Raw genomic sequence first — 11,968 nt, 5'->3', positions numbered from 1 at the left:
TGAACTTCAGCGAAGGCAGCAAGTGGCTGATGCTCGGCTATGCCAAGCTGGAAGCCATCTGACGCCGGTTTGTTTTTTCTGTGGGAGCGAGCCTGCTCGCGAATGAAATCACCGCGGTTGATCTGATACACCGCGGTGCAGCTTTCGCGAGCAGGCTCGCTCCCACAGGGTTCGGTGTTCTGACCCACAATCCCTCTGAACCTATCGTCTTTTCCTACAGACAAAAGTACATCGGCTGATTGCCTCGCCAAGCTGAACGCGACCTGTCAGGCAAAAGCCCGAAACACTCTCTCGCTAGCCAGTAACACTTCAGCTGTGCAACATGGCGCGCGTGTCTCCACAAAACGGGAATACCCTTTATGAAACGTTTTCTTAGCATCGCCATGGCGTTGTGCATCGGCCTGACGATGAGCCTCGACGCCAACGCCAAGCGCTTTGGTGGTGGCAAAAGCGCCGGCGCTGCGCCGACGCACCAGACCAGCCAGATGGCTCCTTCTTCTCCTGGCGTGGGCGGCGCAGCAGCGACCGCTGGCGCTGCCGGTGCTGCGGGCGCCGCGGCCAAGGCCGGCGGTGCTTCGCGCTGGCTCGGCCCTCTGGCGGGCATCGCCGCCGGTGGCCTGCTCGCGTCGATGTTCATGGGCGACGGCTTCCAGGGCATGCAGATCTTCGACATCCTGATCATGGCCCTGATCGCGTTCGTGATCTTCCGCTTCATCGCCGCCCGTCGTCGCAAGCAGCAGGAGCAATTCGCTCCGGCCGGCGCGCCGATGCAGCGTGAAGTGTTCGAGCAGAAGCCTGCCGCCATGGGTTCGATCTTTGGTGGTTCGGCCGCTCCGGCTGCTGCCCGTCCGGTGATCAACGCACCGGCCTGGTTCAACGAAGAGCGCTTCCTTGAAGCCGCGCGTAGCCATTTCCAGTCGCTGCAGCAGCACTGGGACGCCAACGAAATGGACAAGATCGCCGAGTTCGTGACCCCGCAAATGCTTGAGTTCCTCAAGCGTGAGCGTGCGGATCTGGGCGACGGCTTCCAGTCGACCTACATCGACAACCTGCAGGTGCAACTGGACGGCGTCGACGATCGTGCCGACAAGACCATCGCCACCCTGACCTTCACCGGCGTGTCGAAAACCTCGCGTTTCGACCAGGGCGAAGTGTTCAGCGAAAGCTGGAACATGGAACGTCCGCAGGGCGACAACCAGCCTTGGCTGGTCGCCGGTATCCGCCAGAACGGCTGATCCCTGCTGCGCTTCACTTGCGGTAACAGAACCCCGGCCTCGGCCGGGGTTTTTCATTTCACGGTTGCATCTATGGCGAGCTACTGTATAAACCGGCCCATATAAACCGCGCCATTCAGCAAGAGGATCCCGGACGTGGAAGAAATCATCGAACAACTGCGCGAAGCCAACGAACCCGTGCCGGTTCCTTTGGAATTGCCTGACGAAGACCTGCTGGTGGAAATCGAAGAACAACTGTTCATCGACATTCCGTTCGTCTTCAAGGAATTTTTGCTGACCGTCAGCGATGTGGTCTATGGCAGCCTCGAGCCGGTGACCGTCACTGATCCGCAATCGCACACCTACCTGCCGGACGTGGCAGCCAATGCATGGGATGTGGGTGTTGATCGCAGCTTGATCCCGATCTGTCAGGACGGCGATGACTACTACTGTGTCGAAGAAGACGGCACCGTGGTGCTGTGGCAGGCCGAAGAAGAACTGATTGCCGAAGAAACCTGGGAATCGGTGTGGCACTGGGCGCGGGACGTCTGGCTGGAAAGCTGATCCGCCACACGCCCCGGCAGGTCAATGCCCCGACGACTCCTTGTGGTTGTCGAGGGTTTCCAGCAAGGCCACCTGCATCCGCGTATGCACGCGGATGAACCAGCGCCAGAGCAGCGCCGCTACGGCGGCCGCCACGACGGCGATCAGCACCAGCAGCTTGTTGGTCGGCAGGATACTGGCCGACAAGGCTGCCAACAGCAGGAAAATCACCAGCAGCGAGAGAATCGGGATCACTTCGGCGATCACCCGGCGCACTCGCTGCGTGTGACGCCCGGCCATCTCCGGCTTGACGCCCATTTCCGCCAGCAGCATAGACAGCGCCTTGAGCTTGCGATAAGCCGCAATCAGGAACGGTAGCGAGACCAGCAACGCCCCGCCCCAGATCAGTGCCTTCTGCCAGCTCGGATCGCTGATCCAGTCCTGCAGCCACAACGACATGCGCTCAGCGAAATATGCGCCGGCAAAGAAGATCGCAATCACCAGCGCCAGATTGACCCCGACCTGCAACAGGATCCGCCGGATCATCGACGCCAGTAGCGCGCCCTCACCTTGCGGCTGAATACTGCGCAACCATTCGCCATACATGCCGAGCACCCGCCCGAGCCGCTTGGGCACGACTGCCGAGAGCTTGATCGACAGCGGATCCGCCGCGCGAATCAGGTACGGCGTCAGCAGCGTGGTGATCACCGACACGGCCACGGCGACTGGATAGAGGAAGTTGCTGGTCACCTGCAAGGTCATGCCCAGCGCGGCGATGATGAAGGAAAATTCGCCGATCTGTGACAGACCCATGCCGACCCGCAGTGAGGTCCGTCCGTCGTTGCCAGCGATAAACGCACCGAGGCCGCAGGACAACATCTTGCCCAGCACCACGGCGACGGTGATCACCGCGATCGGCCAGGCATATTCAATGAGAATCAGCGGATCGAGCATCAGCCCGATGGCGACGAAAAAGATTGCGCTGAACAGATCGCGAACCGGCTCGACCAGCCGTTCGATTTTCAGCAATTGCCGCGACTCGGCCATGATCGCGCCGATCAGGAAAGCGCCCAGGACCATGCTGTATTCAAGCTTGACCACCAGCAGGCAGAAGCCGAAACACAGGCCGAGTACGGTGATCAACAGCATCTCGTTGCTTTCGAATTTCGCCACATAAGCCAACAGACGCGGCACCAACAGAATGCCGATGACCAGCGCGACGATCATGAACAGCGACAGCTTGCCGACCGTGGAAAACACTTCACCCGAACTCACCGTGCCGCTGACGGCGATGCTCGACAGCAGCGCGATGATGCCGATGCCAAGGATGTCCTCGACAATCAGCACACCGAAGATCAACTGCGCAAAGCGCTCGTTCTTCATCTTCAGATCGTTCAGCGCTTTGACGATGATGGTAGTTGAGGAGATCGCCAGAATCGCGCCGAGGAACAACGAATCCATGGTGTTCCAGTCGAACCAGCGGCCGATTTCGTAACCGATCCAGATCATCAGGATGATTTCGAGAAACGCGGCAATGAATGCCGTCGCCCCGACCTTGAACAGCTTGCGCAGACTGAACTCCAGGCCGAGGCAGAACATCAGGAAGATCACCCCGAGTTCGGCCAGGGTCTTGATGGTTTCTTCGTCGTGAATCAGGCCGAACGGCGGCGTATGCGGGCCGATGATGAAGCCGGCGACGATGTAGCCGAGCACCACCGGTTGCTTGAAACGATGAAACAGCACGGTTACCACGCCCGCGACCAGCATGATCACTGCCAGATCCTGAATAAAACTGATGGCATGCATGGCGTGGGCTCCTTGATGACGAGGCGCGCGGACAGACGTCAGACGTTCTGCGCGAGCAGGGTAAAAATCCGCTTTTAATGTAGGAATTGCCCTTGGGCAGGGCTTTTGCAGGTTAACACCGCGACTTCGCTCTGGAAGCCGGTGCAATATATGGAAACAGATCGCTACCGGCGTGACGGCGGCCCGCCGCGCGGCGTCCCGATAACGGTGCTTTTCGAAAAGCCACCAGGTGCCCACAGAGGCGCTTCCTGCAATCAGCCTTGATCCGTGAGAACGTTATGGAACCCGGAAACGCCCAGCTGTCGATGACGGTACTGATGACCCCCGACATGGCCAACTTCTCTGGCAATGTCCACGGCGGCACCCTGCTCAAATACCTCGACGAAGTGGCCTACGCCTGCGCCAGCCGTTATGCCGGGCGCTACGTGGTAACCCTGTCGGTGGATCAGGTGATTTTCCGTGAGCCGATTCATGTCGGCGAACTGGTGACGTTCCTGGCCTCGGTCAACTACACCGGCAACACGTCGATGGAAGTTGGCATCAAAGTGGTCACCGAAAACATCCGCGAACGCTCGGTGCGCCACACCAACAGCTGTTTCTTCACCATGGTCGCGGTGGATGATCAGCGCAAACCGGCCGCCGTGCCGCCGCTGCAACCGCAGAACAGCGAAGACAAGCGCCGCTTCATGCAGGCGCAGCAGCGTCGGCAGATTCGCCAGGAGCTGGAGAAGCGTTATCAGGAGATCAAGGGCGACGCCTGATCAGCCTTGATTGATTGCTTTCGCGAGCAGGCTCGCTCCCACATCTGGAATGCATTCTTCCTGTGGGAGCGAGCCTGCTCGCGAATAAAGACGACCCGGTCTCAGAGACTGATCGCTGTAGCCTCGAACTTCACCCGCGGATGCGCAATGCGATCCTGCGCCCGCACCAGTTGCAGCTCGTAACTGGCGCACGCCTGGGTTTCCAGCAACACCTCATGCACTGCCGCTGCGGTGAATTCGAACGCTGCCAGCAGGCTGTCGCCCAGCAACACCCGCGCCAGGAACAGACCGGATGTCAGATCGCCGACGCCCACCGGCTGACGCGGAAACGCCAGCAACGGACGGCGCAGATGCCAACTGCCCTCGGCGGTTACCAGCAGCATCTCGAAGCCATCCGCCGGTTTGCCCGGATAATCCAGATGCTTGACCAGTACCGCTTTCGGTCCGCGCGCCAGCAGCGCCCGTGCCATCGCCAGGCAATCGAACAGCGACTGCGGCTTGCGCCCGGAAAAACTGTCCAGCTCCAACTGGTTCGGGCACATGATGTCCGCCACGGCCGCGGCCTCATCAAGGAGGAAATCGCTGACCTCGGTGGGCACGCTGCAACCCTTCTCCGGATGGCCCATCACCGGATCACACAGATACAGCATCTTCGGATTGACCGCTTTGATCCGCGCCACACCGCTGAGAATCGCCCGCCCCTGCGCGGCGCTGCCGAGGTAGCCGGACAGCACCGCGTCGCAGTTGCCCAGCTCGCCAATTGCGGCGATGCCTTCGATCAGCTCGGGAATCTGCTGCGGCGCCAGCACTTCACCGGCCCACTGACCATACTGGGTGTGGTTGGAGAACTGCACGGTGTTGAGCGGCCAGACATTGACCCCGACGCGCTGCATCGGAAAAACCGCAGCGCTGTTGCCGGCGTGGCCAAACACCACGTGGGACTGGATGGCGAGCAGATGAGGCGTACGTTTCATTCGGGTCATTCCGTAAAACGATTGAAATTCAAGCCGCGCAGTATGCGACGAAACACAGCCTGTACGACAGACCGGCGAGACAGTTAAGCTGACGCCATCATTTGGAGTTCGATGTAGATGCTGACCCTGGAAAACATCTTCGTGCTGATGCTGTTCGCCGCCGCTGGCGCCTGGCTATGGCACAACCACGGCTTGCGCGAGCGCGCGCTGGAGCGGGTCAAACAGCATTGCACCAACGTCGGCGTGGAGCTGCTGGACGGTAACGTCGCGCTGAAAAAGATCGGTCTGATCAGGGATGCCAACGGTCGCCGACGACTGGCGCGGGTCTACAACTTCGAGTTCACCGTGACTGGCGAAAGCCGCCACAACGGCACCGTCACCCAGTTCGGCGCGCACAGTGCGCAGATTGAGCTGGCACCCTACCCGGCGCCGTTCGACGACACGCCGCCGGTGGTCGAAGTGCACAAGCCTCGCGCCGAAGTCATCGAGCTGAGCCAGTGGCGCCAGGAACATACCAAATGGAAGCCTTGAAACGCCACAACACCGGCGCGTACATCCACGTCCTGTAGGAGCCGCCGAAGGCTGCGATCTTTTGCTTCCTAAAGCTTGCGGCAAGCAGCGAGGCCCTCCTGAAGCACTTCAACTTCCTCAAGACCACTGAAAATCAGCTCGATCCGCGAATCTTTTCGCCATTCACTTACCTGCCATTCCAGCTCGGCATTTTCCAGTGCATTGGCCGACATCCAGCCATTCGCGCTGTGGATAACCAGTTTCGCGCGCTTCCAGTTCATACCGCTCAGCCAATCGGCGATGCGTCCTTGATCAAATACCTGCCCCGGATGCCAGCGCCAACCGATGCTCCACCCACCCTCCTGTAACTGGCTCAGGCAAATCGGTTCGGCCGGATCGCTCCAGACCGCTGGCAGCTGTGCCAATCCAGTGGGCAGCGGCAGATGCCCTGCGCCTTCGTTCGCTTTTGCTTTTGCTTTCAGCCCCGGAAGCTCGCTCAGAGGCAGTTGCGCTTGCTGCGTCCAGATCAGCCTGACGGGCGGCAACTGGCTGGCGATTTTCTCTCGAACCGCTTCATCGAGATCTTCGGCCTTGTTCAACAACAGCAAACCCGCGCTGGCCAACGCTTGCTGCTGAGCGTCCGGCAGGGTTCTACCCGCGTGCAGTGCCTGAGCGTCCAGAACCAGCACACAGGGCTGAACCGCCAGCACGCCCAGCCACGGCGCCTCGTTCAATTGCTTGAGCAACTGCGCCGGATGGCCCAGCCCGGATGGCTCGATAAACAGTCGATCCGGCCTGGCCTTGCGCAGCAAGCGGCCGAGGCCGATCTGGAATGGCGCGCCATTGACGCAACACAGGCAGCCCCCGGCCACCTCACCCAGTGCGATACCATCGTCGTCGCGAGAGAGCAACGCGGCGTCCAGACCAATCTGGCCGAACTCGTTGATCAGCACCGCCCAGCGTTCGTCCGCAGGCCGTTGCGCCAGCAACTGACGAATCAGGCTGGTCTTGCCGGCGCCCAACGGGCCGGCGATGACGTGGGTCGGAATGTTCTGCAACATGGTGGGCACTTTTCTGCGGACTGTTATTGAGGAGATCGAAGATGCGCTGGTCGGGATGGTCGTTGCTGTTGGCGCTGCTGTCGAGTGAAGCGTGGGCCCAGGCCTGCGTGGTGCACACGCAGGGCGAACGGCTCGACGTCAAAGTCTGTCAGCAGAACAGGACGATTCCGCAAAAATTGTTCAATGACGGCTTCTGCCAACCGACGCTGGCCGGGCAGAAGGTCGAGGTGCAATACGTCGACCAGTGCCCGAGCGGCGCTTTCGGCGTGTGCAGCAACGCGCAAGTCGCCAATATGCCCTATCGCCAGGATATCCACTATTACGGCGTGGCCACTGATGCGGCGTATCTCAAGCCGTATTGCGAAAGCCAGAGCCAGGGCGCCTGGCGCAAACCCTGATGTGTCAGCCGAGCCAGTCGAGGGTCAGCAGCAGACGGCGCTCACAGGGCGCCGGTTGCGGCGAACGATGGATCAGGCCGAAGCCTTCATTGCCGTGCCATTTTTCGCCTTTGAGCAACGCGACGTCGCCGCTGTTGAGCTGGCGAATCGACGCTGCACCTTGCGGTTCGGCATTGGCCTGGCCAAGTTGCAGGCGATCCATCGCGCCCTCCTCAAGCCATTGGCTGCCGATGCCAGCGTAAGTTGTGATCAAGCGCACCGGCACGTGATCGACGTGGAAGCGCGGACACATGGCCTTGTCCAGCACACGCAAACGCACGCCGATACGCCGCGCACCGAGCAGGCAGGCGAAGGCACTGATCAGCCATTTGAGATCGCTCATGAAACCTTCGAAACCCTGCAGATCACGCAGCCCTGCAGCCAGACCGGCGAGATCCGGTTCGGCATCTTCGTCGGGCAATTCCAGACACAGCGACTCGGCCAAGGGCTCGTTGAGTGACAGCACCAATTGCGCAAAATCGGCAATGTGCACGGGCAGCTGACGTTGCCAGACGGCGAGATTGGTCTGGTCTTCCAGGATTCGCGTCAATGTTTCCGGTGTCAGCCCCTGGTGCTGATGACGGGTAAGAAGCGGCTGATCTTTGAGTGCGAGCATCAGGCGGCCTCTTCTTGCCAAGGGCCGAATGGATCAGGCAGCAAGCACCAGCCTTCTGTGCCCGTTGCCATTTCTTCGTCGGTCAGGAGACAGGCATCCAGCTCGGCTGAGAGCTGTAGGAAATCGATGTTCTGACCGATGAACACCAGTTCCTGGCGGCAATCTCCTACGCTCGGAATCCAATTTCCCATGATCGCCTGGACGCTTTCCTGATCCTGCGGCCATTGATTCTTCGGCACGAAACGCCACCAGCGACCGGCAAAGCCATGCCGCATCAAGCCACCAGCCTGCGACCAGCTACCGGCATCGGTGGGTTTGCTGGCCAGCCAGAAGAAGCCTTTGGAGCGCAGCAGCTTGCCGTTCAGCCAAGGCCGATCGATGAAGCTGAAGAAGCGTTGCGGGTGAAATGGCCGGCGCGCGCGGTAGGCCGTCGAGGCGATGCCATATTCCTGTGTCTCCGGGACGTGCTCACCGCGCAGTTCCTGTAGCCATCCGGGCGCTTGTGCGGCCTGTTCGAAATCGAAACGACCGGTGTTGAGGATTTTCTCCAGGGGGATTTCGCCCATCACCATTGGAATGATTTCAGCTTGGGCATTGAGGCGCTTGAGGATGGCGGTGAGTTCTTCACGCTCGTGCTGGCTGATCAGGTCGATTTTGCTGATCAGCAGGACGTCGGCGAACTCGATCTGCTCGATCAACAGATCGGTGATGGAGCGCTCGTCTTCTTCACCGAGAATCTCGCCGCGAGAGGCAAGACTTTCGGCCGCCTGGTAATCGAGCAGGAAATTCACACCGTCGACCACGGTGACCATGGTATCGAGGCGAGCAATGTCGGCGAGGCTTTGTCCCTGTTCATCGCGGAAGGTGAAGGTTTCAGCGACCGGAAGCGGTTCGGAAATGCCGGTGGATTCGATCAGCAGGTAATCGAAACGATCCTCGCGAGCGAGTTTGCTGACTTCTTCCAGTAAATCTTCACGTAACGTACAGCAGATACAGCCATTGCTCATTTCGATGAGTTTTTCCTCAGCGCGGTTCAGGCTGACATCGCGCTGGACTTCACTGCCATCGATGTTGATCTCGCTCATATCGTTGACGATCAGCGCAACGCGCAAGCCGTCTCGGTTACGTAGTACGTAATTCAAAAGTGTACTTTTTCCCGCGCCGAGAAATCCTGAAAGTACGGTGACGGGCAATTTGGCTGACATTGGATAATCCTCATAACCGGCAGCCGATTTGCGCTTTGAGGTGCGCTTGGCGTGTTGCGCTTCATTTAACCGGGTCAAAGAAGGCATACGATTGTGATCGGCAGCTCAGGCTGGTTGCGATTTATGTTATAGTATAACAACTTGATTTTGCCAGTCCGGCAGAGGAGATTTCGCAAATTGCTGCACCACCGATCGTGGAAACTCGCAATGAACAAGGGGTTGAAATACCTGCTTTTGAGCTTTGCTATGTCGCTGGCCGGCCAAGCCCAAGCGCATATGCCGGGGCCAGCGCACTGCACACGCAGCGCTAACCTGCTGGCTTGCGTGGACGCCGACGGCAATGCCTATAGCGTCAATACGGTAGGCACCACGCTTTACCTGCGCGGATTCGAGAAGGACGGCCATCGCTATTGGGCGCAGACCAACAGCCGCTTCGGCCAATTAACCTTTTTTAGCGGCATTGCCTCCGATGGCGAGGCTTGGGTTGGCTATACCCGCCGTGTCGGCTGGACAACCATCAACCGCTTCTCCAGCTCGGGCGGTAGCAGCGCAAGGTTCACCTGCAGCCGGATGACGGGCTGCTAGTGAAAACCTTTTCATGAAAAAAGCGTCGCTGAATGGATTGTTATAATGTAACGTTAAAAGAGATCAACACGACGGTCTCACTATGAATGCTCTAAGACTTCCAGATATAGCCGCCCAATCTGCACGCTTTGCACTACCCCTCGACTGGGTAGGCATGCGTGGAATTGCTCTACCCGTTGTGCTTGAAGGCCAACGCCTCAGCGCCAGAGTCGACGCTGGCGTGAGTCTCGATGATGGTGAAGCGCGCGGGATTCACATGTCGCGCTTGTATTTGGCACTCGAAGCCCTCGAACAGCAGCCCCTTTCTACCGCGCTGCTGCATCAGGTAATCAAGTGTTTTCTGACAAGCCATCAAGGCCTATCCGCCTGCGCGTATCTGAGCATTCACACTCACTTGTTGCTGAAACGACCCGCGTTGGTCAGCCCCTTGGCCGGCTGGAAATCCTATCCGACGTCCATTTCAGCGAGCCTGAAACAGCAAATGTTCCACGTGGAACTAAAAGTCGAGGTGCCTTATTCCTCGACATGCCCGTGCTCCGCAGCCTTGGCGCGGCAATTGATCCAGCAGCAGTTCGTCGACGATTTCGCCAACAAGGCTCTGCAACACGCAGATGTTTTGGCATGGCTTGGCTCAACCAAAGGGATCGTAGCCACTCCGCACAGCCAGCGCAGCTATGCGCAACTGCACCTGCATCTCGACAATTTCATCGACGAGCTACCGCTGACCGCGATCATCAATGACGCTGAAGCAGCCCTCGGCACCGCCGTGCAGACCGCAGTAAAGCGACCCGACGAGCAAGCATTCGCTCTCGCCAATGGGCAGAACCTGATGTTCTGTGAAGACTCCGCGCGCCGCCTCAACCTGGCACTGCAACGCACACCCGGCATCAACCAATTCCACATCCGCGTGATCCATGCCGAAAGCCTGCATGCCCATGACGCCGTCGCCGAAAGCAGCTGGCGACGGGAGCAACAATGATCCGCTGCCAATCCTTGGTCTGGGGCGCACCCGGCCAACCGCTGACGACGCCTCTGAGTCTTGAGTTCGAAAGCGCCAGCCTGACCGCAATCATCGGCGCCAACGGCTGCGGCAAAAGCAGTCTGCTGAAAGTCATCGCCGGTTTGCAGAAGCCCTTGGCCGGCAAGGTGGAAATGGCTGTTCCACGCCAAAGCGGCATTTCCTTTCTGCCGCAACAGCAACATTTGGATCGGCAGTTTCCAATCAGCCTCGAAGAGCTCATCGCCGCAGGTTTCTGGGGCCGTCGGCTCTCGACACAGCTGCGCACGCAGCGACTGAAAAACGCATTGGAAGACTGGCATTTGAGTGGACTCGAACAGCGTCCGTTGATGGCCCTGTCCGGCGGTGAGCTACAACGTGCCCTGCTCGCGCGACTGAGCCTCGCTGACGCCCCGGTGCTGTTGCTCGATGAACCGCACGCTGCACTCGACGAACTCGGCCAGCAATTGCTCTGGCAACACATTCACCACTGGCATGCCGAGGGCCGGACACTGGTCGTGGTCTGCCACGACCTGGCGGCTGTCCGCCAACACATTCCGAATACCCTGCTGATCAAAAACGGCCACTGCGTGTACGGAACCAGCAAAGAACTGATCCAGCCGACACCGCACATGCAGGTCGCCTGATGCTCGCCACTGTCAGCCATTTCTGGCAGCCGTTCAGCGAATTTGTGTTCATGCGCCGCGCCCTACTCGGTGGCTTGGTGCTGGCGTGCAGCACGGCGCCCTTGGGTGTTTTTCTGATTCTCAGACGTATGAGCTTGATCGGTGACGCCGTCGCCCACGGCATCCTTCCGGGCGCTGCATTGGGATTCTGGTTTGCCGGTTTGAGTCTTCCCGCACTCACCCTCGGTGGCTTGGGAGCCGGTCTGAGCATGGCCGGACTTGCAGCCTGGATAACCCGGCGTACGGGTTTGCGCGAGGACGCCAGTCTCGCCGCGATCTATCCGATTTCACTCGCCAGCGGCGTGCTGATTCTCGGTATTGCCGGCAAACGCCTCGACCTTTTGCATTTGCTGTTCGGCTCAGCGTTGGCCGTAGACGGGCCAACACTGACCGGCATGCTTTGGGTCTCGGCCATCAGCCTCATGGCCATGGCCGCGATCTACAAACCCCTGCTGTTGGACACACTCGACCCGCTGTTCTTGCGCACGGTCAGTCGCCTCGGGCCGCTGGCTCATGGGGTGTTCCTGACTCTGGTCGTGCTGAATCTGGTGATCGGCTTTCAGGCCATCGGCG

The 11,968-nt window shown here is 59.5% G+C and carries 14 protein-coding genes; 9 read left to right on the top strand and 5 right to left on the bottom strand.

Annotation, left to right across the window (positions count from 1 at the left end):
• Window positions 1-359: 359 nt before the first annotated feature.
• Both D6877_RS16565 and D6877_RS16560 read left to right on the top strand, forming a co-directional pair.
• Entirely contained in the window at window positions 360-1,235 is an 876-nt protein-coding gene (locus D6877_RS16565; RefSeq protein WP_016772449.1) for a Tim44 domain-containing protein, read from the top strand.
• 135 nt (window positions 1,236-1,370) lie between these two features.
• Window positions 1,371-1,778, top strand: a complete 408-nt coding sequence (locus D6877_RS16560) for an SMI1/KNR4 family protein (RefSeq protein WP_038359443.1) — start codon at window positions 1,371-1,373, stop codon at window positions 1,776-1,778.
• 21 nt (window positions 1,779-1,799) lie between these two features.
• Here the strand turns inward: D6877_RS16560 and D6877_RS16555 are convergent, their stop codons facing one another.
• Entirely contained in the window at window positions 1,800-3,563 is a 1,764-nt protein-coding gene (locus D6877_RS16555; RefSeq protein ID WP_056790983.1) for a cation:proton antiporter, read from the bottom strand.
• Window positions 3,564-3,841: 278 nt separating this feature from the next.
• Between D6877_RS16555 and D6877_RS16550 the strand changes: the two genes are divergently transcribed.
• Window positions 3,842-4,324: an acyl-CoA thioesterase gene (locus tag D6877_RS16550; protein ID WP_016772447.1), complete on the top strand. Its 483-nt coding sequence runs from the start codon at window positions 3,842-3,844 to the stop codon at window positions 4,322-4,324.
• A gap of 101 nt (window positions 4,325-4,425) precedes the next feature.
• Here the strand turns inward: D6877_RS16550 and pdxY are convergent, their stop codons facing one another.
• Window positions 4,426-5,298 (bottom strand): pyridoxal kinase PdxY, encoded by an 873-nt coding sequence (gene pdxY, locus D6877_RS16545; protein ID WP_042608042.1) that lies wholly within the window; start codon window positions 5,296-5,298, stop codon window positions 4,426-4,428.
• Window positions 5,299-5,415: 117 nt separating this feature from the next.
• On the opposite strand from pdxY, the gene D6877_RS16540 reads away from it, so the two are divergent.
• Entirely contained in the window at window positions 5,416-5,829 is a 414-nt protein-coding gene (locus D6877_RS16540; protein WP_038861179.1) for a DUF3301 domain-containing protein, read from the top strand.
• 68 nt (window positions 5,830-5,897) lie between these two features.
• Here D6877_RS16540 and D6877_RS16535 read toward each other — a convergent pair whose 3' ends face one another.
• Window positions 5,898-6,869 (bottom strand): CobW family GTP-binding protein, encoded by a 972-nt coding sequence (locus D6877_RS16535; RefSeq protein WP_130911478.1) that lies wholly within the window; start codon window positions 6,867-6,869, stop codon window positions 5,898-5,900.
• 41 nt (window positions 6,870-6,910) lie between these two features.
• Here D6877_RS16535 and D6877_RS16530 point away from each other — a divergent pair, with 41 nt between their 5' ends.
• A complete protein-coding gene (locus tag D6877_RS16530) occupies window positions 6,911-7,267 on the top strand; it encodes an NADH:ubiquinone oxidoreductase (RefSeq protein ID WP_130911477.1) in 357 nt (118 codons plus the stop codon).
• 4 nt (window positions 7,268-7,271) lie between these two features.
• On the opposite strand, the gene D6877_RS16525 is transcribed toward D6877_RS16530, so the two are convergent.
• Both D6877_RS16525 and zigA read right to left on the bottom strand, forming a co-directional pair.
• A complete protein-coding gene (locus tag D6877_RS16525) occupies window positions 7,272-7,922 on the bottom strand; it encodes a DUF1826 domain-containing protein (RefSeq protein WP_130911476.1) in 651 nt (216 codons plus the stop codon).
• The gene (gene zigA / locus D6877_RS16520; RefSeq protein WP_130911475.1) at window positions 7,922-9,127 is read right to left on the bottom strand and encodes a zinc metallochaperone GTPase ZigA; all 1,206 of its coding nucleotides are present in this window, start codon (window positions 9,125-9,127) and stop codon (window positions 7,922-7,924) included. The genes D6877_RS16525 and zigA overlap by 1 nt, the downstream gene beginning before the upstream one ends.
• Before the next feature lie 207 nt (window positions 9,128-9,334).
• On the opposite strand from zigA, the gene D6877_RS16515 reads away from it, so the two are divergent.
• The 4 genes from D6877_RS16515 to D6877_RS16500 all read left to right on the top strand — a co-directional run.
• A complete protein-coding gene (locus D6877_RS16515; RefSeq protein WP_130911474.1) occupies window positions 9,335-9,712 on the top strand; it encodes a glutamine synthetase in 378 nt (125 codons plus the stop codon).
• 82 nt (window positions 9,713-9,794) lie between these two features.
• A complete protein-coding gene (folE2, locus tag D6877_RS16510) occupies window positions 9,795-10,691 on the top strand; it encodes a GTP cyclohydrolase FolE2 (RefSeq protein ID WP_130911473.1) in 897 nt (298 codons plus the stop codon).
• Window positions 10,688-11,356, top strand: coding sequence for an ATP-binding cassette domain-containing protein (locus D6877_RS16505; protein WP_130911472.1), 669 nt, complete (start codon window positions 10,688-10,690; stop codon window positions 11,354-11,356). Before folE2 ends, D6877_RS16505 begins: the two co-directional genes overlap by 4 nt.
• A partial coding sequence (locus D6877_RS16500) for a metal ABC transporter permease (protein WP_130911492.1) occupies window positions 11,356-11,968 on the top strand: 613 nt, incomplete at its 3' end. The genes D6877_RS16505 and D6877_RS16500, both read left to right, overlap by 1 nt.

The organism is Pseudomonas sp. Sample_9, assembly GCF_004307535.1.
GTDB lineage: Bacteria > Pseudomonadota > Gammaproteobacteria > Pseudomonadales > Pseudomonadaceae > Aquipseudomonas > Aquipseudomonas mercuritolerans.
Note: the sequence above shows the minus strand (reverse complement) of the source record. Positions and strands in the feature narration are given on the sequence as shown.